Origin of the sequence: Endozoicomonas sp. (assembly GCF_965196975.1) — a bacterium.
GTDB lineage: Bacteria > Pseudomonadota > Gammaproteobacteria > Pseudomonadales > Endozoicomonadaceae > Endozoicomonas.
Map to the genome: position 1 here is coordinate 5358272 of NZ_OZ239981.1, position 23254 is coordinate 5381525.

General features: G+C 48.9%; 16 protein-coding genes. 10 read left to right on the plus strand and 6 right to left on the minus strand.

Annotated elements, in window-relative coordinates; translation table 11 throughout:
• The first annotated feature begins 434 nt into the window (after positions 1-434).
• The 4 genes from rpoB to ACOCLE_RS23875 all read left to right on the plus strand — a co-directional run bounded on the left by rpoB (position 435) and on the right by ACOCLE_RS23875 (position 10775).
• A complete protein-coding gene (gene rpoB, locus ACOCLE_RS23860; RefSeq protein WP_419534534.1) occupies positions 435-4511 on the plus strand; it encodes a DNA-directed RNA polymerase subunit beta in 4077 nt (1358 codons plus the stop codon).
• 75 nt (positions 4512-4586) lie between these two features.
• Positions 4587-8798 carry a DNA-directed RNA polymerase subunit beta' gene (rpoC, locus tag ACOCLE_RS23865; protein WP_419534535.1) on the plus strand — a complete coding sequence of 1404 codons (4212 nt, stop codon included), beginning with the start codon at positions 4587-4589 and terminating at the stop codon, positions 8796-8798.
• Positions 8799-9046: 248 nt separating this feature from the next.
• The gene (locus ACOCLE_RS23870) at positions 9047-9925 is read left to right on the plus strand and encodes a hypothetical protein (RefSeq protein WP_419534536.1); all 879 of its coding nucleotides are present in this window, start codon (positions 9047-9049) and stop codon (positions 9923-9925) included.
• 91 nt (positions 9926-10016) lie between these two features.
• Positions 10017-10775 carry a TlyA family RNA methyltransferase gene (locus ACOCLE_RS23875; protein WP_419534537.1) on the plus strand — a complete coding sequence of 253 codons (759 nt, stop codon included), beginning with the start codon at positions 10017-10019 and terminating at the stop codon, positions 10773-10775.
• A 14-nt stretch (positions 10776-10789) separates the two neighbouring features.
• Here the strand turns inward: ACOCLE_RS23875 and ACOCLE_RS23880 are convergent, their stop codons facing one another.
• The gene (locus ACOCLE_RS23880) at positions 10790-11170 is read right to left on the minus strand and encodes a hypothetical protein (RefSeq protein WP_419534538.1); all 381 of its coding nucleotides are present in this window, start codon (positions 11168-11170) and stop codon (positions 10790-10792) included.
• 5 nt (positions 11171-11175) lie between these two features.
• A complete protein-coding gene (locus ACOCLE_RS23885) occupies positions 11176-11487 on the minus strand; it encodes a hypothetical protein (protein ID WP_419534539.1) in 312 nt (103 codons plus the stop codon).
• Between the two features lie 160 nt (positions 11488-11647).
• On the opposite strand from ACOCLE_RS23885, the gene tnpC (ACOCLE_RS23890) reads away from it, so the two are divergent.
• Positions 11648-13153 carry an IS66 family transposase gene (gene tnpC / locus ACOCLE_RS23890; RefSeq protein WP_419532963.1) on the plus strand — a complete coding sequence of 502 codons (1506 nt, stop codon included), beginning with the start codon at positions 11648-11650 and terminating at the stop codon, positions 13151-13153.
• 156 nt (positions 13154-13309) lie between these two features.
• On the opposite strand, the gene ACOCLE_RS23895 is transcribed toward tnpC (ACOCLE_RS23890), so the two are convergent.
• Both ACOCLE_RS23895 and glpX read right to left on the minus strand, forming a co-directional pair.
• A complete protein-coding gene (locus ACOCLE_RS23895) occupies positions 13310-13573 on the minus strand; it encodes a YihD family protein (protein WP_066014987.1) in 264 nt (87 codons plus the stop codon).
• A 92-nt stretch (positions 13574-13665) separates the two neighbouring features.
• Positions 13666-14676, minus strand: coding sequence for a class II fructose-bisphosphatase (gene glpX / locus ACOCLE_RS23900; RefSeq protein ID WP_419534540.1), 1011 nt, complete (start codon positions 14674-14676; stop codon positions 13666-13668).
• A gap of 494 nt (positions 14677-15170) precedes the next feature.
• Here glpX and rpsL point away from each other — a divergent pair, with 494 nt between their 5' ends.
• From rpsL to tuf, 4 genes are all read left to right on the plus strand, one after another.
• On the plus strand, positions 15171-15545 hold the full coding sequence (gene rpsL, locus ACOCLE_RS23905; RefSeq protein WP_020581766.1) for a 30S ribosomal protein S12: 375 nt from the start codon (positions 15171-15173) through the stop codon (positions 15543-15545).
• Positions 15546-15727: 182 nt separating this feature from the next.
• Positions 15728-16198 (plus strand): 30S ribosomal protein S7, encoded by a 471-nt coding sequence (gene rpsG / locus ACOCLE_RS23910; RefSeq protein WP_299734140.1) that lies wholly within the window; start codon positions 15728-15730, stop codon positions 16196-16198.
• An 18-nt stretch (positions 16199-16216) separates the two neighbouring features.
• Positions 16217-18319, plus strand: coding sequence for an elongation factor G (fusA, locus tag ACOCLE_RS23915; protein WP_419534541.1), 2103 nt, complete (start codon positions 16217-16219; stop codon positions 18317-18319).
• A 156-nt stretch (positions 18320-18475) separates the two neighbouring features.
• Positions 18476-19669 carry an elongation factor Tu gene (tuf, locus tag ACOCLE_RS23920; protein WP_066014990.1) on the plus strand — a complete coding sequence of 398 codons (1194 nt, stop codon included), beginning with the start codon at positions 18476-18478 and terminating at the stop codon, positions 19667-19669.
• A 156-nt stretch (positions 19670-19825) separates the two neighbouring features.
• Here the strand turns inward: tuf and ACOCLE_RS23925 are convergent, their stop codons facing one another.
• A complete protein-coding gene (locus ACOCLE_RS23925) occupies positions 19826-20488 on the minus strand; it encodes a class I SAM-dependent methyltransferase (RefSeq protein WP_419534542.1) in 663 nt (220 codons plus the stop codon).
• A 245-nt stretch (positions 20489-20733) separates the two neighbouring features.
• Positions 20734-22239: an IS66 family transposase gene (gene tnpC / locus ACOCLE_RS23930; protein WP_419532963.1), complete on the minus strand. Its 1506-nt coding sequence runs from the start codon at positions 22237-22239 to the stop codon at positions 20734-20736.
• Positions 22240-22382: 143 nt separating this feature from the next.
• Here tnpC (ACOCLE_RS23930) and ACOCLE_RS23935 point away from each other — a divergent pair, with 143 nt between their 5' ends.
• The gene (locus ACOCLE_RS23935; RefSeq protein ID WP_419534543.1) at positions 22383-23090 is read left to right on the plus strand and encodes a SapC family protein; all 708 of its coding nucleotides are present in this window, start codon (positions 22383-22385) and stop codon (positions 23088-23090) included.
• Positions 23091-23254: the final 164 nt, after the last annotated feature.

Here is a 23254-nt window from a genome sequence, read left to right on the forward strand (position 1 = left end):
TTCATATTAAGCTGTGAGATGATGGTAGGTTGCTGTAGAAAATTCTGTTCTGACCGTTTTGCCTCGGCCTGAAATACATATACTGCCTGATGATTCATCAGGTGGACCCAGTACCGCTTCCGTTGCTTTATGCGATGTAAGCGGTATTGCCGTGAAAGCAGAGTAGTAAATCTGAACAATGGTATCAGATTGCTTTCTGTTCAGGCGCTAAAGCTCATACAACGGTCGATGTCTACAACGATGCGAAAGTGTCTGTAACGACATTGAGAGTATCTGCAACACCTCAAAGGTGTCTGTGATACAGGTCAGTTTATGACCAGAAAAGTTGAAAATTTATTGGTTTTGACAGGGAGCCACCCGCTCTCGAACTAACCTACTATGGCCAGGCGATGCCGCCTGAGGTCAAAAACAGGTAACCAAGCTGGGGAACGCTGATGGCATACTCGTATACAGAGAAAAAACGCATCCGCAAGGACTTCGGCAAACTGCCGAGTGTCATGAATGTGCCTTATCTGCTGGCGATTCAGCTTGATTCATATCACAAGCTGTTGCAGTCAGATAAAGAGCCGGCAGCCAGAGAAGATATCGGGCTTCACGCAGCCTTTAAATCCGTCTTTCCAATCGTAAGCTATTCCGGTAACGCGGCACTTGAATACGTTAGCTACAGACTGGGCGCTCCTGCGTTTGATGTCAAGGAATGCCAGCTGAGAGGCGTCACTTACGCAGTACCACTGCGCGTCAAGGTGCGTCTGATTATCTACGATAAAGACTCCTCTAACAAGGCAATCAAGGATATCAAGGAGCAGGAAGTGTACATGGGCGAAATTCCGCTCATGACCGATAACGGTACCTTTGTTATTAATGGTACAGAGCGTGTTATCGTATCCCAGCTGCATCGCTCTCCGGGCGTATTCTTCGATAATGACCGGGGAAAGACGCATTCCTCCGGTAAACTGCTATATTCCGCCCGTGTAATTCCTTACCGTGGCTCCTGGCTGGACTTTGAGTTTGATCCAAAGGATCTGCTCTATGTTCGTATTGACCGTCGTCGTAAACTGCCTGCCACCATTTTGCTGAGAGCTCTTGGGCTTTCCAATGAAGAAATTCTTGAGAATTTCTTTGATTTTGTTGAGTTCAAAATTGGCGCTGAAAATGTCAGTACCGAGTTTGTTGCCGATCGCCTCAGAGGCGAGGCTGCCAGCTTTGATATCTACGATAACGACGGTAATGTTGTTGTAGAACAGGGGCGTCGTGTAACTGCGCGACATATCCGTGACCTGCAGAAAGCGAACATCAAGAGCCTGGATGCTCCGGTTGATTACATCTATGGTCGTGTTCTGGCAAAAACAGTTATTCACAAATCTACTGGCGAAATCATTGTTGAGTGCAACACTGAAGTTACACCTGAGGTTTATGAGAAGCTGCTGTCTGCCGGTATCAAAACAGTAGAGACGCTTTATATCAATGAGTTGGAATGCGGTCCGTTCATGTCTGACACCCTGCGTGCAGATACCACGACCAACCGTCTGGAAGCGCTCGTTGAAATCTACCGCATGATGCGTCCTGGTGAACCACCAACACAGGATGCTGCTGAAGCGCTCTTCCAGAATCTGTTCTTCTCAACAGAGCGTTATGACCTGTCTGCAGTCGGTCGAATGAAGTTCAACCGCCGCCTGGGACGTGATGAAGATACCGGTTCCGGTGTTCTGGATAATTCCGACATCATTGATGTTTTGAAAATTCTGGTCGACATTCGTAACGGTAAAGGTATCTGTGATGATATCGATCACCTGGGTAACCGTCGTGTACGCTCTGTTGGTGAAATGGCTGAGAACCAGTTCCGTGTTGGTCTGGTACGTGTTGAGCGTGCAGTTAAAGAACGTTTGAGTCTGGCTGAGTCTGAAGGCCTGATGCCTCAGGACCTCATCAATGCTAAACCGGTGGCGGCTGCTATCAAGGAATTCTTTGGTTCCAGCCAGCTGTCCCAGTTTATGGACCAGAACAACCCACTGTCCGAGATTACTCACAAGCGTCGTGTATCTGCGTTGGGCCCAGGTGGTCTGACCCGTGAGCGTGCAGGCTTTGAGGTTCGAGATGTACACGCGACTCACTATGGCCGTGTCTGCCCGATCGAGACTCCTGAAGGTCCAAACATCGGTCTGATTAACTCTCTGGCAACCTATGCCCGTACCAACGACTATGGCTTCCTGGAGGCTCCATATCGTCGCGTTGTTGACGGCAAGGTTACTGATGACGTTGATTACCTCTCTGCTATTGAAGAGGGCGAGTACGTCATCGCGCAGGCATCAGCCGCTATGGACGAAAGCAAACAACTGACTGATGAGCTGGTTGTTGTTCGTTACCGTGGTGAAGCCACTCTAATGAGTCCGGATAAAGTCCAGTACATGGACGTGTCCACCAAGCAGATGGTATCTGTTGCTGCCTCCCTGATTCCATTCCTTGAGCATGATGATGCTAACCGTGCATTGATGGGCTCGAACATGCAACGTCAGGCGGTACCAACCCTGAGAGCAGAGAAGCCTCTGGTTGGAACCGGTATGGAGCGTAATGTTGCTTCTGACTCTGGCGTCTGTGTCGTTGCACGACGTGGTGGCGTGGTTGATACCGTTGATGCTGCTCGTATTGTTGTTCGTGTTAACGACGATGAAGTACAGCCAGGTGAAGCAGGTGTGGATATCTACAACCTGACTAAGTACACCCGTTCTAACCAGAATACCTGTATTAATCAGCGTTCCCTGGTTAAGGCTGGCGATCAGATTTCCCGTGGTGACATCATGGCGGATGGTCCGTCTGTTGATATGGGTGAACTGGCGCTGGGTCAGAACATGCGTGTCGCGTTCATGCCCTGGAACGGCTACAACTTTGAGGACTCCATCCTCATCTCTGAGCGTGTCGTTCAGGAAGATCGCTTTACCACTATCCACATTCAGGAACTGACCTGTGTGGCCCGTGACACCAAACTGGGTGCAGAAGAGATCACTGGCGATATTCCAAACGTTGGTGAGTCTGCCCTGAACAAGCTGGATGAAGCCGGTATTGTTTATGTCGGTGCTGAAGTGGGCGCTGGTGATATTCTGGTGGGTAAGGTGACACCAAAAGGTGAAACCCAGCTGACTCCGGAAGAGAAGCTGCTGCGTGCCATCTTTGGTGAGAAGGCCTCCGATGTTAAGGACACCTCTCTCCGTGTACCGACCAGTGTGAAAGGTACTGTTATTGATGTTCAGGTCTTTACCCGTGATGGCGTAGAGAAGGACTCCCGTGCGCTTTCTATTGAAAAGGCGCAGTTAGATGAGTATCGCAAAGACCTTAATGAAGAGTTCCGCGTTGTAGAGAACGATACGTTTGCCCGTCTGCGTGCTGCGCTGTCTGGTCAGCCTGTTGTTCGCGCCCCAGGCCTTGGCAAGGGTGACCCGGTCAGTGACGGCTATCTGGATGGCCTGGAGCACGAGCAGTGGTTCAAGTTGTCCATGGAAGACGAAGCTCTTAATGAGATGCTGGATCTGTCCAGAGAACAGCTGAAAGAGCGTCGTGCCCAGCTGGATGAGCGCTTCGAAGACAAGAAGAAGAAGCTCCAGACTGGCGATGACATGGCGCCTGGCGTTCTGAAGATCGTTAAGGTCTATCTGGCCATCAAACGTCGTATCCAGCCTGGTGACAAGATGGCGGGTCGTCACGGTAACAAGGGTGTTATCTCCATCATCATGCCGGTAGAAGACATGCCGCACGATGAAGAGGGTAATCCGGTTGATATCGTACTGAACCCTCTGGGTGTACCGTCGCGAATGAACGTTGGTCAGGTGCTTGAGACTCACCTGGGTGCTGCGGCCAAGGGCCTTGGTGTCAAGATCAACCGCATGTTGGAAGCCCAGCAGAGCATGGCGGAACTGCGCAAGTTCCTGGACGAGGTCTACAACGGCATTCCTGGTTCCAGTCCGGTAGAGGTTGAGTCCTTCAGTGACGCAGAAGTGCTTGAGCTGGCCCGCAACCTGCGTGGTGGTGTACCGATGGCAACTGCGGTATTTGATGGTGCCAAGGAAACTGAGATCAAGCGACTGCTTCGTCTGGCGGACATGAATGACAGTGGCCAGGTTAAGTTGTTCGACGGCCGTACCGGCGAGTCTTTTGAGCGTCCGGTCACTGTTGGCTACATGTACATGCTGAAGCTGAACCACCTGGTAGACGACAAGATGCATGCTCGTTCTACAGGTTCTTACTCTCTGGTTACCCAGCAGCCTCTGGGTGGTAAGGCTCAATTCGGTGGCCAGCGTTTCGGGGAGATGGAGGTTTGGGCGCTGGAAGCCTACGGTGCCGCCTACACTCTGCAGGAAATGCTGACTGTGAAGTCCGATGACGTCACCGGCCGTACCAAGATGTACAAAAACATCGTGGATGGCGACCACAGAATGGAAGCCGGTATGCCGGAATCCTTCAACGTACTGTTGAAGGAAATCCGCTCACTGGGCATCGACATCGAACTGGAAACCGAATAACGAACGTGTGGCCAGGGTGCTCTGCTTTCTAGTTTATAGAGAAGCAGGCACCTTGCACCGCGAGGAGATACGATCTTGAAAGACTTATTGAATCTGCTCAAGACACAGGGCCAGACGGACGAATTCGACGCTATTCGGATTGCGCTGGCTTCACCGGAGATGATCCGGTCCTGGTCATACGGCGAAGTTAAAAAGCCGGAGACAATTAATTACCGTACGTTTAAGCCTGAGCGTGATGGTCTGTTCTGTGCCAAGATTTTTGGACCGGTCAAAGACTACGAGTGCCTTTGTGGTAAGTACAAGCGACTGAAGCACCGTGGTGTTATCTGTGAGAAGTGTGGTGTTGAGGTTGCTCTGGCCAAGGTGCGTCGTGAGCGCATGGGTCACATTGAGCTGGCCAGCCCGGTTGCTCATATCTGGTTCCTGAAGTCACTGCCATCCCGTATCGGTTTGTTGCTGGACATGACCCTGCGTGATATCGAGCGGGTGCTTTACTTTGAATCTTACGTTGTTGTTGATCCGGGCATGACCACGCTGGAGAAAAACCAGCTGCTGTCTGATGAGCAATACTACGAAGCCCTGGAAGAGTTTGGTGATGACTTTGATGCCCGTATGGGTGCAGAAGCCATCAAAGGCCTGCTGGCAGATATCGACATCGAAGACGAAGTCAATACACTGCGTGAAGAGATTCCACAGACCAACTCTGAAACCAAGCTTAAGAAGCTGAGCAAGCGTCTGAAGCTGCTGGAAGCTTTCCATAACTCAGGCAACAACCCTGAGTGGATGATCCTGACCGTTCTGCCGGTTCTGCCGCCAGATCTGCGTCCTCTGGTACCTCTGGATGGTGGTCGTTTTGCGACGTCTGACCTGAACGACCTGTATCGTCGAGTGATTAACCGTAACAACCGTTTGAAGCGTCTGCTGGACCTGAACGCACCTGACATCATTGTCCGCAACGAAAAGCGGATGCTGCAGGAGTCTGTTGACGCACTGCTGGATAACGGTCGCCGTGGTCGAGCCATCACCGGTTCCAACAAGCGTCCTCTGAAATCCCTGGCCGACATGATCAAGGGTAAGCAGGGTCGTTTCCGTCAGAACCTGCTGGGTAAGCGTGTAGACTACTCTGGTCGTTCGGTTATTACCGTGGGTCCTACCCTGCGTCTGCATCAGTGCGGTCTGCCCAAGAAGATGGCTCTGGAACTGTTCAAGCCATTTATCTTCGGTAAGCTGGAAGCCAAAGGTCTGGCAACGACCATTAAAGCTGCCAAGAAGATGGTTGAGCGTGAAACCCCTGAGGTATGGGACGTTCTGGCGGACGTAATCCGCGAACACCCGGTCATGCTGAACCGTGCGCCAACCCTGCACCGTCTGGGTATTCAGGCATTTGAACCGGTTCTGATCGAAGGTAAGGCGATTCAGCTGCACCCATTGGTGTGTGCGGCCTATAACGCCGACTTCGACGGTGACCAGATGGCGGTACACGTTCCTCTGACGCTGGAAGCTCAGCTGGAAGCCCGTGCCCTGATGATGTCCACCAACAACATCCTGGCACCGGCAAACGGTGAGCCAATCATCGTACCTTCCCAGGACGTGGTACTGGGTCTGTACTACATCACCCGTGAGCGTATCAACGCTAAAGGTGAAGGCATGGCATTCGTTGATATCGACGAAGTAATGCGTGCCTACCGTACCAAGGCTGTTGATCTGCATGCCCGCATCAAGGTTCGTGTCCATGAGAAATACAGGGACGGCGAAGGTGTTGAGCACGAAAACAAATTCCTGGCGGATACGACAGTTGGTCGTATGATTCTGTGGGATATCGTTCCTGAAGGTCTGCCTTTTGCCCTGGTTAACCAGGCAATGAAGAAGAAGGCGATTTCCGGCCTGTTGAATGCCTGCTACCGTAACGTTGGTCTGAAAGAAACCGTTATTTTTGCTGACCAGATGATGTATCTGGGTTTCCAGTACGCAACGATTTCCGGTACGTCCATCGGTGTTAACGACTTCGTTATTCCTCCTGAGAAGGCTCGCATCATCGACGACGCCAACGAAGAGGTTAAGGAAATCGAAAACCAGTTTGCTTCCGGTCTGGTAACCGCCGGCGAGAAGTACAACAAGGTCATCGACATCTGGTCCCGTGCCAACGAAATGCTGGCCAAGCGAATGATGGACAACCTGAAGTCCGACACTGTTATCAATAAGCAGGGTGAGGAAGAAGAGCAGGAGTCCTTCAACAGCGTATACATGATGGCGGACTCCGGTGCGCGGGGTAGTGCGGCACAGATTCGTCAGCTGGCCGGTATGCGTGGTCTGATGGCTAAGCCAGACGGCTCCATCATCGAAACGCCAATTACCGCGAACTTCCGTGAAGGTCTGAACGTACTCCAGTACTTTATCTCTACCCACGGTGCTCGTAAGGGTCTGGCGGATACCGCTCTGAAAACAGCGAACTCCGGTTACCTGACCCGTCGTCTGGTTGATGTTGCCCAGGATCTGGTTGTGACAGAAGACGATTGTGGCACCAGCGATGGCCTGCTGATGACTCCGCACATTGAAGGCGGTGATGTAGTAGAGCCGCTGGGTGAGCGTATTCTGGGCCGTGTCGTGGCAGAAGATGTGCTCAAGCCAGGCAGTGACAGCGAAATTGCCGTACCTGCCGGAACCCTCATTGATGAAATGTGGGTGAAGCGCCTTGAAACCATGAACGTTGACGAGATGCGTGTACGCTCTCCAATCAGCTGTGAAACCCGTCACGGTATCTGTTCCAAGTGTTACGGCCGTGATCTGGGTCGTGGTCACCTGGTTAACAAGGGTGAAGCGGTGGGTGTTATTGCTGCCCAGTCGATCGGTGAGCCTGGTACACAGTTGACGATGCGTACCTTCCACATCGGTGGTGCTGCATCCAGAAATGCGGCAGCAGACAGCGTAACCGTCAAGAACAAAGGCTCTATCCGCCTGCTGAACCTGAAGTCTGTTGAGCGTAAAGATGGCACTCTGGTTGCTGTCAGCCGTTCCGGACAGCTGGCGATTGCTGACGAGTTTGGTCGTGAGCGCGAGCGCTACAAACTGCCGTACGGCGCCATGATTTCGGTTAAGGATGGCGACCTGGTTGAAGCGGGTCAGACGGTGGCCAAGTGGGATCCACACACTCACCCAATCATCACGGAAACTGCCGGTATTGTTGAATTCCAGGGTATGGATGAAAACATCACCGTTAAGACGCAGACTGATGAGCTGACCGGTCTGTCCAACATGGAAGTAATGGATCCGAAGGATCGTCCGTCTGCCGGTAAGGATATTCGTCCAGCCATTCAGCTGAAAGATGCCAATGGTAACGAGCTGAAGCTGCCAGGTACTGACGTTCCTGCCCAGTACTTCCTGCCAGCAAACGCTCTGGTGAATCTGGTGGATGGTGCAACGGTGGAAGTGGGTGCGGTACTTGCCCGTATTCCGCAGCAGTCTTCCGGTAACCGGGACATCACCGGTGGTCTGCCACGGGTTGCTGATCTCTTTGAAGCGCGTAAGCCAAAAGAGCATTCCATCCTGGCAGAAATCTCCGGAACCATCGGCTTCGGTAAGGAGACCAAGGGCAAGAAGCGTCTGGTGATTACACCGACCGACGGTGGTGATCCATACGAAGAGCTGATTCCAAAGTGGCGTCACCTCAACGTGTTTGAAGGTGAGCAGGTGACTCAAGGGGAAGTTATCTCCGATGGTCCGACCAACCCGCATGACGTATTGCGTCTGTTGGGCGTCAGTGAGCTGGCTCGCTATATCGTTAATGAAATCCAGGACGTATACCGTCTGCAGGGTGTAAAGATTAACGATAAGCACATTGAGACCATTCTGCGTCAGATGCTGCGTAAGGTGGAAATTACCGATACTGGTGATTCATCCTTTATTCGTGGTGATCAGCTGGAGTACACCCGTCTGCTGGAAGAGAACGATCGTGTTAATCGTGAGAATGGCTTCCCGGCGAAGTTTGAGCGTGTGCTGCTGGGTATTACCAAGGCTTCTCTGGCAACAGAGTCCTTTATCTCCGCTGCTTCCTTCCAGGAGACTACGCGGGTTCTGACCGAAGCGGCAGTTCATGGTAAGCGTGACTACCTGCGTGGCCTGAAGGAAAACGTGGTTGTAGGCCGTCTGATTCCAGCAGGTACTGGTCTGACTTACCACGCTGAGCGTCGTAAAGGGCGTGAAGAAGTTGAGTTCGAGGCACCTGCCAAGGTATCGGCTTCTGAAGTTGAACAGGCTCTGTCTGACGCTCTGAACTTTGGAGAAGTTTGACCTAAGAGATAGAGAGGAATAGCTCTCTTTGTCTTTGCTGAAGGAAAACCGCCCTTAATGGGCGGTTTTTTTATATTCGCTTTATTTGCGAATTAAATTGGTAGCTGAAAAGTGCTGGTTTGATTGGAGCGGAGTATCAAGAAATTATCATGGAACTTTGATAATTGACGGTTGATCTAAGTATCGGATGTTCATTGCAATGCACAATGAGCGTTATCAGCCGGGTTTGATCAAATAAGGGGAAATGAATGGCTAATGCTTTGCCTCAAAATAATAGGGTTCCTTCATTAGTATTGAGTGTTATTGATAGAGATGGAGAGTTAGAACCTAACTCTCAAGAGGGGGGGCGCTTTGGACCATGGAAGCTTTTTAAGATTGTTGTGGATGAAACGTATGGTTTCATTAAAACTGAAGCTGGAAGAAATACATTGATGAGCTTAGCTACACTGGGTGTTTATTCTCAGAGTGGTTATCAGATTTGGCCATTTACCTTTGTTACTATTGTTGCAAACCACCTTATAACGAAGCGAATAGTTTGCTCTGAAAAAGATAGAGAAGATAGACAAAAAGTTGTTAGCAATCGCGGGGAATTGGACGTAATCGCTATGAAGGAGGGATATGAATCATTCTTAATGTTTCAGAAGAGTGAGTCTGATCGGTGGGTGGATAAACTTAGTAAGGAAGATCGTGGAAAATTGTTGGCAATTCTAAAACAGCATCATAATGCAACACTATTTGAGGTTGCGGTTAATACTGATCAGAAAATAGCTAGGAGTGAGGAGCTGGCTTCGAAAGGCTCTTTAGAGGTTGTGCGGATGGTTAAGGGGAGGAAAGACTTTGTGGATAAAGCTATGGAGTTTGGGGAATGCCCTACCCGAGATGAAATTCGACAAGAGGCTTTAGGATTTCTGGAGGCGAAACTGGATAAAGACCGGCAGAAGGCTCTTGAAGAGTTCATTTCAGAAAATAGGCCGGTTGTAAAAAAAGCTAAAGCAGATGCTGGAATAGTGGAGAATGAAGAGATAAGTACAGAAGAACCGGGAGGAAGATCGGCTTTAAATCAAACTCAGGGTGGGTTGAGGTTGAGAAAGCCTAACCAAGCTTCGAATGGTGATAGCTACTCTTAGAGTGTTATTTTTTGCTATGGCAATTTAAGCCCAATATGACGTTGTTCATGTATACTGGCTAGCCTATTTATTGATGTGATGTATTTAACTCATGCGTAGACTTGATCTTATTCTTGTGGATCAGGGAAAAGTGTCTTCCAGAAGCCGGGCTCAGCGGTTAATCAGTGATGGTAAAGTAAAAGTCCTGCAATCCAGTGAGTGGGAAGTTGTTGTCAAGGCCAGTCAGAAGTTTCCAGACAATATTGAGATTACAATTTGTCCAGATGATTTGGATCGGTTTGTTTCTCGTGGGGGGATAAAGCTTGAGGGGGCGCTGGATTATACTGAGCTCTCACTGTCTGGCGCTAACGTCATTGATGTTGGTCAGTCTACCGGGGGCTTTACCGACTGTGCACTAAAAGCAGGTGCAGCCAAGGTGGTGGGTATAGAGGTTGGGCATGGACAATTGGTTGAATCTTTGCGAAATGATCCTCGTGTCATATGTCTGGAAGGAGTGAATGCAAGGGCGCTTCCTGAAAGTCTGCTTGAATACACCGATCAACGCGTGGGATTCGATGTTGCAATAATGGATGTGTCATTTATTTCTCAGACCAAAATTCTGCCCTCTCTGGTACCACTATTAAAGAAAGGCGGTCGGTTGCTCAGCCTGGTTAAACCTCAGTTTGAGGTGGGTCCCTCCGGGTTGGGTAAAGGCGGCATTGTTAGAGATGAAAGCCTGTATCTTGAAGTGGAGAAGCAGATCCGATGTTGTTGTCTTGAATTGGGTTTGACGGTTCATGGTTATTTCGACAGTCCCATCAAGGGTGGGGATGGAAATAGGGAGTTTTTCATCTGGGCACAGCGCCTCTGATGTATGTGGTCATGTTAAGGTCCTAGTTTCCAAAGCTTTATAGGAAGATCGTAGTTTTTAATTAGACTTTGCAGGCGCTGCCAGTGAGTATGGTCTTGATGGGTTTTGAGGACCAGAACAATGCCGGGTTTTTTTCCTGTCAGAAAGCTGTAGTTCAGTGACTGGCCAATAGCTTCTGGCCACTTTGGGGCGAATTCTATTTCAATGGCATAAGAATGTGTCAGGCAATCTATTCGTTGTCCGTTTTTTAAACGATATTCAACTTCTCCTCCCATGCCTTCACACCAGACTTTTTGGTACCAGGCTTCAGCAGGAGCTGCATTCACCATTTTACTGGTCAGCATAAGTATCGCTGGGAATATGCTTTTGATCGCTTCTTTGCCTAAGACAGCCATGTGTTTTAGTCGGCAGGGAGCGCCTGATTTTTTGGCTGCTGTTTTTTGTCTTTCTCAAAAATAGCAATTAGCTGTAAACACATGATGAGCAGGGCTGCCATAGCAAGGCCGGTGTATGTCCAGGATAAAGACATACGCTTGAACTGGAGGAAAAGATGCTCGGCAGAGGCGTTGAGTCCAACACAGGCAACCGCGCTGGCAAGAAGTATGGTCAGGTATCGGTAGTGAGGAAGAAGCATAATCAGTCCTAAAAGTCCCAGTGCGGTTCTCTGGGTTCGGCAGAAAATACATACAGAGACAATATCTGCCAGATCCATCCACCAGGTAATTAATGATACTGAGAGGGTTACAGCACCGATGAGCCTGCAGTAATTACTTAATAAGACTCGTAACTATTCAGCACCCTTCATATAAATCTGGAATTTTCTGATTTTTCGACCATCATCTTATACTCAATTTTTCTAACAAATCTCCAGTATGGAACCAGACTTCCCAGCTACTCCGTTTACCGAAGCTCTCCTTAAAGAGAATGAAGAGCTTCGGACCGAGAATGCGCTTTTACGGGAACGTTGCAGCGAACTGGAAGAAAGGGTTAATAAAAACAGTCAAAACAGTAGTAAGCCACCATCGTCAGATGGTTATCAAAAGCCCAGTAAAAAAGGGAGTGATAAAGGTGATACATCTTCCAAAGAAGCCCCCTGCTCCTCACAGGAAACACCGAACCCCAAAAGCCTTAGACCATCTTCAGGCAATAAACCAGGTGGCCAGAAAGGTCATCAAGGCTCTTGTTTGAGACGTGTCGCCTTACCCGATTATGTCAGGCATCTGAAGGTTGAAAAATGTTGCTGTTGCCAGTCTTCGCTTATCGATATTAAACCCACCAAATACATTGAGCGACAGGTTTTTGATCCAGGTAGACCCGGAGAATTTGAAGTTACCGCGTACTGGGCAGACGTTAAAGTATGTCCTTGTGGTAAACGGAACACCGCTGAGTTTCCCCAAGGAGTGAAAGCCGCTGCTCAATACGGAGAAGTGACTCAGGCAATGGCTGTTCATTTAAACCAGTATCACTTCATCCCATATCACCGGGTGTCTGAGTATTTCAATACTATTTATTGCATGAGTGTCAGCGCAGGCTCTGTTGCCAATTTTGTTGCCTATACCCATGAGAACCTGGCCTCTACTGAGCAGAGTATCCGCGATGCTTTACAAGAAAGTCCGGTTGCAGGAGCGGATGAAACTGGCATGCGGGTTGACGGTTCACTGTGGTGGTTACACATTATGCGAGATGACCAATGGACGCTTTACTACCTCTCAGAAAGGCGAGGTTGTGAAGCAATGGATGCAATGGGCATCCTGCTGACTTTTGCAGGCATTCTGGTTCACGATCATTGGAAGTCCTACTTTGCCTATGCGGCAGTGCATGTGCTTTGTAATGCCCATCATCTGAGAGAGCTTCAGGGAGTTGTCGATAGGGATGCGAATAAGCTGGCTCTGCGGCTGATGAAATTGCTTACGCTCTCCTGGCACTTCTGCAAGAAATACAAAGCAGCCGGTCTGACTCAAATGCCTGGTGCAATACAGCTTCGCATTGAGACGATATACGACCAAATCCTTCAAAGGGCTCTCACGAAGGAAACCGCTTATATGGAAAAACAACGACAGGTGCTTGGACGTAAGAAGGTCAGGAATACCAAGGCCTACAACCTGTTCAAAAGGCTTATTGAGTTTAAGGTTGAAACGTTGCGCTTCATGTCGGACTTTTCAATTCCCTTCGATAACAATGGCAGTGAACGTGATGCCAGGATGGCCAAACTTAAGCAGAAGATCTCAGGCTGCTTCAGAAGCGAAGACGGAGGTACCATGTTTACCCGAATCCGAAGCTATTTATCATCTGCTAAAAAGCAGGGGTTGAACATATTTCAGGCGCTTCTTAAAGCGGTTCGAAATTACAACAATACGCCTTTGCTGGGTGCTGAATAGTTACTAAGACTCTGTTAAGCTTTGGATTATCCCCGTTTTGACCTTGCTTTCTTTATCGTCCAGAGAGGGGATTTATTCAGGTTGCGTTTTTTGGGCGGAGGAGTAGTCAGGCACACAATATGTCTGTTAAGTGATGATGTGCCTGACAGAGGGGGGTTACTTAAAGCCGCGGGCTTTGAGCAGGGCTTCTTTAAAGTCTACCTCTACATCCTTGGCAATACCTGGAATCATGGCATCAGGTGCTTCGCCTTTCATTTTCAGGTGATAGATCAGCAGGTCATCCGTTACTTCGTTAAGGGGCCCTTTGTGGCCAGCTTCTGTGGCCAGTGCTTCAATAATCTGAACCAGATTCAGATGACCCTGTTTTTGCCACTCAGGGGAGAGGAGTTCGATCAGTTCGTTAATTCGGTGACAGCTCATACTTCAGTGCTCAACAAAGTGATATAAGCAGCCTGAAGGGGAGGGGCTGCTTATGGTTGGTATCGGCTTATTTAGGCAGTCTGACCTGTGGGTTAAAGAATGATGTTCTTAATATCATCATCCTTTCGATCCAGGTAATGGCTGGACTGGATGCGGCGGATTGTGCGGGATTTGCCACGAACCACCAGGGTTTCTGTGGTGGCGATATTGCCCTTGCGCATGATGCCCTGGAGCAGGTCACCCTTGGTGATGCCGGTGGCAGAAAAGACAACATTATCAGAGCTGGCCATATCATTCAGACGCAGTACTTTGCCCGGTTCAACACCCATTTCCCGGCAGCGTTCAGCTTCCAGTCTGCCCGCTTCAATATTTTCCGGTGTTTCACCCTTGGCCTTGTCACGGGTGACGAGGCGGCCGTGCATATCACCGCCGAGTGCGCGGATAACGGCAGCTGAAACCACACCTTCGGGTGCTCCGCCCACGCAGTACATCAGGTCAACCTCGCTGTCTGGCATGCAGGTGAGAATGGAAGCGGCAACATCACCATCAGGAATGGCAAAAACACGAACACCCATATTCTGCATCATGGCAATGGCGGCATCATGGCGTGGTTTGGCAAGGGTGATGACCACCAGACTTTCAATTGGCTTGTGCAGGGCACGGGCAACGTTCTGGATATTGTCACGCAAACCCAGGTTCAGGTCGATGATGCCCTTGGCTCCGGGTCCACAGACCAGCTTCTCCATGTACATGTCCGGCGCTTTCAGGAAAGAGCCTTTTTCGCCGGCAGCCAGAACGGCAATGGCGTTATTCTGGCCCATGGCCGTCATGCGGGTGCCTTCAATCGGGTCTACAGCGATATCAATGTTTTCCCCGTTACCGGTTCCGACTTTTTCACCAATATAGAGCATGGGGGCTTCATCGATTTCACCCTCACCGATCACAATCTCACCCTGCATATCGACTTTATTCAGCATGGTGCGCATTGCTTCGACTGCGGCGCCGTCAGCGGCATTTTTATCGCCTCGGCCAAGCCATTTATAACCTGCCAGGGCGGCGACTTCGGTGACCCGTGAAAATTCGATTGCCAGTTCGCGTTTCATTGAGTTTTAAACTTTGAAGGTGTGTGAGGTGGCGACTTTAGCATATCTCGCAATGCTCTGGCAGAGATACAGTATCTGTTCGCTGGGTAAGTGATTGTCGAAAATGAAAATCTATTAAAGAGTGTATATAAATCACTGGGTTAGCTGTTTTTTATGGGCTTCTTGTGTTAACTTTTTGCGCGAAAATCATCTTTCAGGTCTATTGTTAACCTTCCTTAATTTAGTAAGGATTCCCTGTTAAACAGGGTTCTTTGCCAGACTATGGGTTATTCCCCGCTTTATATGGCTGAATCCCCTACTTGACGTTGCTATTGTCGATCCGTAAAATTTCTGCGCTTTATTTTGCCCGTGGTCCAGTTTTTGGGCTAGGGCTTGCATAAGCCGGTTTGTGCCGGCTTTTGCTGTTTAAAGCAGGAGTTTGGACCGCTATTTCCTCTGACGGTTCAGACTCAACACTTAGAAACGGTTCTCGAATAGAGATTGGAGTTTGCTGAATGGCAACAATTAACCAGCTGGTGCGCAAGCCCCGTAAGCGTAAGGTTAGAAAGACGGACGTGCCTGCGCTGCAGGCTTGTCCACAGCGTCGCGGGGTTTGTACCCGTGTTTATACCACTACCCCTAAGAAGCCTAACTCAGCGCTGCGTAAAGTATGTCGTGTGCGTCTGACCAATGGCTTTGAAGTGACTTCCTACATCGGTGGTGAAGGTCACAACCTGCAGGAACACAGTGTTGTTCTGATCCGTGGCGGTCGTGTAAAAGACTTGCCAGGTGTTCGTTACCACACCGTTCGCGGTAGCCTGGATACTCAGGGTGTTAACGACCGTAAGCAGGGCCGTTCCAAGTACGGTACCAAGAAACCTAAGTCCTAATCGCCTGGTTAGCTTAAGTTTCCGCCTGCAGTGCCCTTAGGGGAAAATCAGGCAAAACGCTCGAAAGAGTAAGAATTTAATATCAGGTTGATGAGAGTAAGGCCAGGTCACTGCTTTTTCAGAACCGAGAAAGTCACTGGTTGATCCTGGATTACCTGAAGACCGACGTAGAGGGCTTATCAATGCCAAGAAGACGCGTAGTCGCTAAGCGCGACGTGCTGCCAGATCCTAAGTTTGGCAACAAAACACTCACTAAATTCATCAACCACGTGATGGTCAGCGGTAAGAAATCTGTCGCTGAAAAGATCGTTTATGGTGCCCTGGACGTCGTTCTGGAGCGTACCAGCAAGGAGCCTCTGGAGCTGTTCGAAAAAGCTCTGGAAACCATCGCTCCTATGGTAGAGGTTAAGTCCCGCCGTGTTGGTGGTGCCACTTATCAGGTGCCCGTTGAAGTTCGTCCTGCCCGTCGTACTGCCCTGGCAATGCGTTGGCTGGTAGACGCTGCGCGTAAGCGTGGTGAAAAATCCATGAAACTCCGCCTGGCTGGAGAACTGATGGATGCTGCCGAAAGCAAGGGCGCAGCTGTTAAGAAGCGTGAAGACGTGCATCGTATGGCTGAAGCCAATAAGGCGTTCTCCCACTACCGTTTCTAAGTATCAGAGGATTGAGTCGTGGCCCGTAAAACCCCGATCAACCGCTATCGCAACATTGGTATCTGTGCCCATGTTGACGCGGGTAAGACAACGACCACAGAACGTGTTCTGTTTTACACAGGTCTGAGCCATAAAATCGGTGAAGTTCATGATGGTGCTGCCACCATGGACTGGATGGAGCAGGAGCAGGAGCGTGGTATTACCATTACTTCTGCTGCAACTACCTGTTTCTGGCGTGGCATGGATGCTCAGTTTGATGAGCATCGTGTCAACATCATCGATACTCCAGGACACGTTGACTTCACCATCGAAGTAGAACGTTCCCTGCGTGTACTCGACGGCGCTGTCGTTGTACTGTGTGGCTCCTCCGGTGTTCAGCCTCAAACTGAAACCGTATGGCGTCAGGCTGACAAGTACGAAGTTCCTCGTATGGTCTTCGTTAACAAGATGGACCGTACCGGTGCTGATTTCGAAATGGTTATCAGCCAGCTGCGTGACCGTCTGAACGCTAATGCTGTTCCCATGCAGATGACCATCGGCGCTGAAGACGAGTTCAAGGGCGTTGTTGACCTGGTGAAGATGAAGTCCATCATCTGGAACGAAGAAGACCAGGGCATGACCTTCAAATACGAAGACATCCCTGCCGATCTGGAAGAGCTCTGCGCAGAAATGCGTGAGTACATGGTTGAAGCTGCTGCTGAAGCCACTGAAGAGCTGATGGAAAAGTACCTTGAAGAAGGTGATCTGACCGAAGAAGAGATCAAGGCCGGTATCCGTGCCCGTACTCTGGCGAATGAGATCATTCCTGTCTTTGGTGGTTCTGCCTTCAAGAACAAGGGTGTGCAGGCTGTTCTGGATGCCGTGATCGAGCTGATGCCTTCTCCAAAAGAAGTTAAGGCTATCGAAGGTATTCTGGACGACGCTGAAGGTACTGTAGCAACTCGTGAAGCGGATGACAGTGCACCTTTTGCTGCTCTGGCGTTCAAAATTGCGACTGACCCATTCGTGGGTACGCTGACCTTTATCCGTAACTACTCCGGTGTTCTGAGCTCCGGTGATACGGTTTACAACCCGGTTAAGCACAAGAAAGAGCGTGTTGGTCGAATGGTGCAGATGCACGCGAACAACCGTGAAGAACTCAAAGAGTGTGTGGCTGGTGACATCGTTGCCCTGATCGGCATGAAGGATGTAACCACTGGTGACACGCTGTGTGCCATGGACAGCATTATCACTCTGGAGCGCATGGAGTTCCCAGAGCCGGTAATCTCTGTTGCGGTTGAGCCTAAGACTAAGGCTGACCAGGAAAAAATGGGTATCGCTCTGGGCAAACTGGCTCAGGAAGATCCATCTTTCCGTGTACACACTGACGAAGAAAGTGGCCAGACCATCATCTCCGGTATGGGTGAGCTCCACCTGGACATCATCGTTGACCGTATGCGTCGCGAGTTCAAGGTTGAAGCGAACATTGGTAAGCCTCAGGTTGCCTACCGTGAGAAGCTGAAAGGCTCTGTCGATGCCAACCACAAGTTTGCCAAGCAGTCTGGTGGTCGTGGTCAGTACGGACACGTTGTTGTTGAATTCTCTCCTGCTGCTGATGGCGAAGAAGGTCTGGAATTCATCAACGAAATCGTGGGTGGTGCTATTCCTAAGGAATACATCCCGGCTATCCAGAAAGGTATCGAAGAACAGATGAAGAACGGCGTTATCGCCGGCTACCCACTGCTGGGTCTGAAAGCTCGTCTGTACGATGGTTCCTTCCACGATGTTGACTCTAACGAAATGGCGTTTAAAATCGCTGCTTCGCAGGCTCTGAAGAAATACGCGCCTCAGGCTAAGCCTGTCCTGATGGAACCTATGATGAAGGTTGAGGTGGTAACACCTGAAGACTACATGGGTGACGTTATGGGCGACCTGAACCGTCGTCGCGGTATTGTTCAGGGTATGGAAGATACACCTTCTGGTAAGGTGATTAATGCTCAGGTGCCGCTGGGTGAAATGTTCGGCTACGCTACCGATCTGCGTTCAGCAACTCAGGGGCGTGCTACATACTCCATGGAATTCCATGAGTATGCCGAAGCGCCCGCCAGCATTGCTGAAGCGGTCATCAAAAACCAGGGTTGATATTGAATAAGGGGTTCTAACGGTTTTGGCTCTCGGAAATAATAGAATTTTTTATGTTTTTTTTTCATGAGAAATTCTTTCCGGTGAAAATGGCTGTTAGAATGCCCTGCTTGATATTGCTACCCTCGAACTATCTATAGCTAAAGGTTAAGAGACATGGCTAAGGAAAAATTTGAACGCTCGAAGCCGCACGTAAACGTCGGCACCATCGGTCACGTTGACCACGGTAAAACTACCCTGACTGCAGCACTGACTCGCGTATGTGCTGAAATCTGGGGCGGTACTGCTCGTGCATTCGACCAGATCGACAACGCTCCTGAAGAGCGTGAGCGTGGTATCACCATCTCTACTGCACACGTAGAATACGATTCTCCAAATCGTCACTACGCGCACGTAGACTGCCCAGGACACGCTGACTACGTTAAGAACATGATCACCGGTGCTGCTCAGATGGACGGCGCTATCCTGGTATGTTCTGCTGCTGATGGCCCCATGCCACAGACTCGTGAGCACATCCTGCTGTCCCGTCAGGTAGGTGTACCATACATCGTGGTATTCCTGAACAAAGCCGACATGGTTGACGACGAAGAGCTGCTGGAACTGGTAGAAATGGAAGTTCGTGAACTTCTGGATGCCTACGACTTCCCAGGCGACGACACGCCAATCATCATCGGTTCTGCCCTGATGGCTCTGAACGGTGAAGACACTAACGAAATGGGTACTACCGCTGTTAAGAAGCTGGTAGAAACTCTGGATTCCTACATCCCAGAGCCAGAGCGTGCTATCGACCAGCCGTTCCTGATGCCTATCGAAGACGTATTCTCCATCGCTGGCCGTGGTACTGTAGTAACTGGCCGTGTTGAGCGTGGTATCGTTAACGTTGGTAACGAAGTAGAAATCATTGGTATCAAAGAGACTACCAAGACTACCGTTACTGGTGTTGAAATGTTCCGTAAGCTGCTGGACGAAGGTCGTGCAGGTGAGAACATCGGTGCCCTGCTGCGTGGTACCAAGCGTGAAGACGTTGAGCGTGGTCAGTGTCTGATCAAGCCAGGAACTGTTACTCCTCACACCAAGTTCGAAGCTGAAGTGTACATCCTGTCTAAAGAAGAAGGCGGTCGTCACACTCCATTCTTCAAGGGCTACCGTCCACAGTTCTACTTCCGTACTACTGACGTAACTGGTGCTGTAGAACTGAACGAAGGCGTTGAAATGGTAATGCCTGGTGACAACATCAACTTCGTTGCTACTCTGATCAACCCAGTAGCGATGGAAGAAGGTCTGCGCTTCGCGATCCGTGAAGGTGGCCGTACTGTTGGTGCTGGCGTTGTTGCCAAGATCATGGACTAATAAATTTTCTAACGAAAATTTATAATCCAACCCCATAGAAACCCCGGCTTATGCCGGGGTTTCTCGTTTTAAGTTAGAAAAATAAAATTAGAGGAAGTTATTGATAGGGCTGTTGGGCGTTTCCCCGTGCGGGAGCCTTCTCTATGCTTATTATTCTTAACGTTTTATAGCGATAGTAAGTCCATCGGAAACCGGCAGTATCATCATATCAACACGATGATCGTCGTGAATTTTCTGGTTTAAGGCTTTCAAAGCCGCAGTATCTTCATCATTTTCGTCTTTGTCTGCGACTCTGCCACTCCACAGTACGTTATCAATAAGAATCAATCCGCCAGGGCGAATCAGTTGCAGGCATTGTTCATAGTAAGCGTCGTACCCTGTTTTATCCGCATCAATAAAGGCCATATCAAACTGATTCAGTTCTCCTTTCTGTATCAGTTTATCCAGAGTTTCCGATGCCGGAGCCAGGTGAAGTTTAATCCGCTGGGATACACCGGCTTTTTCCCAGTAGGGTTTGGCAATGTCGGTATATTCGCTGCTGATATCACAGGCAATTAACTCCCCGTCTTCTGGCAGTACGAGGGCAACAGAGAGAGCGCTGTAGCCTGTGAAAACGCCAATTTCAATGGTCCTTCGTGCATTGGCTAATCTAGCCAGCATGCCCATGAGCTGCCCTTGTTCAGCAGAGATTTGCATGATTCGGTAGCGATGGTGGCTGGTAATTTCACGCAACTCTTTTAATACCGGGTGCTCACGTAAACCAACGTTATAAATATATTGATAAAGAGTGTCGTTGAGCTGCAGGGTTTCAGTAGACATTGCTTGGGTGAATCCTTTTATTTCATTAGAAAAAATAAACCGGATATATGGAGCTGATTATTGACTATAAAGTCAGAAATAGAAGCTTGAAAATGAGCGATTATTATTCATTGTTATCACTCTGTTATCGTAATCGATTAACCTTCACAAGCATATAACATTTTATTCGTTGATACCTTTACTGCGCTGTGTGAGAATTTCAAGCTCAGGTCAGCTTAAAAAACGTCAGAATAACTATTTTGTAACTATTCAGCACCCAGCAAAGGCGTATTGTTGTAATTTCGAACCGCTTTAAGAAGCGCCTGAAATATGTTCAACCCCTGCTTTTTAGCAGATGATAAATAGCTTCGGATTCGGGTAAACATGGTACCTCCGTCTTCGCTTCTGAAGCAGCCTGAGATCTTCTGCTTAAGTTTGGCCATCCTGGCATCACGTTCACTGCCATTGTTATCGAAGGGAATTGAAAAGTCCGACATGAAGCGCAACGTTTCAACCTTAAACTCAATAAGCCTTTTGAACAGGTTGTAGGCCTTGGTATTCCTGACCTTCTTACGTCCAAGCACCTGTCGTTGTTTTTCCATATAAGCGGTTTCCTTCGTGAGAGCCCTTTGAAGGATTTGGTCGTATATCGTCTCAATGCGAAGCTGTATTGCACCAGGCATTTGAGTCAGACCGGCTGCTTTGTATTTCTTGCAGAAGTGCCAGGAGAGCGTAAGCAATTTCATCAGCCGCAGAGCCAGCTTATTCGCATCCCTATCGACAACTCCCTGAAGCTCTCTCAGATGATGGGCATTACAAAGCACATGCACTGCCGCATAGGCAAAGTAGGACTTCCAATGATCGTGAACCAGAATGCCTGCAAAAGTCAGCAGGATGCCCATTGCATCCATTGCTTCACAACCTCGCCTTTCTGAGAGGTAGTAAAGCGTCCATTGGTCATCTCGCATAATGTGTAACCACCACAGTGAACCGTCAACCCGCATGCCAGTTTCATCCGCTCCTGCAACCGGACTTTCTTGTAAAGCATCGCGGATACTCTGCTCAGTAGAGGCCAGGTTCTCATGGGTATAGGCAACAAAATTGGCAACAGAGCCTGCGCTGACACTCATGCAATAAATAGTATTGAAATACTCAGACACCCGGTGATATGGGATGAAGTGATACTGGTTTAAATGAACAGCCATTGCCTGAGTCACTTCTCCGTATTGAGCAGCGGCTTTCACTCCTTGGGGAAACTCAGCGGTGTTCCGTTTACCACAAGGACATACTTTAACGTCTGCCCAGTACGCGGTAACTTCAAATTCTCCGGGTCTACCTGGATCAAAAACCTGTCGCTCAATGTATTTGGTGGGTTTAATATCGATAAGCGAAGACTGGCAACAGCAACATTTTTCAACCTTCAGATGCCTGACATAATCGGGTAAGGCGACACGTCTCAAACAAGAGCCTTGATGACCTTTCTGGCCACCTGGTTTATTGCCTGAAGATGGTCTAAGGCTTTTGGGGTTCGGTGTTTCCTGTGAGGAGCAGGGGGCTTCTTTGGAAGATGTATCACCTTTATCACTCCCTTTTTTACTGGGCTTTTGATAACCATCTGACGATGGTGGCTTACTACTGTTTTGACTGTTTTTATTAACCCTTTCTTCCAGTTCGCTGCAACGTTCCCGTAAAAGCGCATTCTCGGTCCGAAGCTCTTCATTCTCTTTAAGGAGAGCTTCGGTAAACGGAGTAGCTGGGAAGTCTGGTTCCATACTGGAGATTTGTTAGAAAAATTGAGTATAAGATGATGGTCGAAAAATCAGAAAATTCCAGATTTATATGAAGGGTGCTGAATAGTTACACTATTTTTAAAAGGCTTTATAGCCAGACAAAACAAGAGAGGCGGTCCCTGATTATGGCAACATTACTGTTCTACAATGAGCCGGCATTTCTGAACCGCGAAGTGCACAAGACCCTTAAGTTTAAGGCATCGGTCGATTACTCTTTCACGGAAGATGTAAACTCTGTTCCACTGACGGGTATCGAATTTTTTGAAGCCAGCCGTGATATGCCCGTGCTATTCAGTAAGGATGATCAGGGAAACTTTTTCCCCCTTGCCCTTCTTTCGTTGATGGATGCAGGCCATAAGCATCTGGGTGAGGCGGGCAGTTGGAGTGACAGCTATATTCCCGCTTTTATCCGCCGTTACCCTTTCGCTCTGACTGATGAAGGTACCGTCTGCTTTGATCAGAACGCCAGTCAGTTTGAGGGCGAAGAAGGTGAGGCCCTTTTCAGTGATGACGGTGAAAATACGGAAACTCTGAATAACATTATTCAATTTCTTAATAATTATGACCAGCAGCATAAGAATACCCTTGATTATTGTAAGGAATTAAAAGAGCTTGATCTGTTATCTCCGTTTAATCTCCAGATTCTTTTGGAGAAAGATAAACCCTTAAGGCTTGAAGGGTTATTTGTTATTGATGAAAAAAAATTGAATTCAATTCCTGAAGACAAAGTAAAAGGCTGGTTCGACTCAGGCTGGTTAGCATGGACCTATGCTCACTTGCATTCCCTCGGGGCGTTGAATCGCTTGGTTAAACGACAAAAAGAAACACTGTAATTAATGATATTGAGCCTTCATTGTAAGGCTCTTTTGATTTGTGACGGTTTTGTTACAACTTTAATTATTGGTCGGAAAATATAAAAAGCTGTATCAGTAAGTTCTCATTGTGCCTTTCAGCATTAAGTAGAGATGTTGCTGTATTTTGAACAGCACTGAACCGT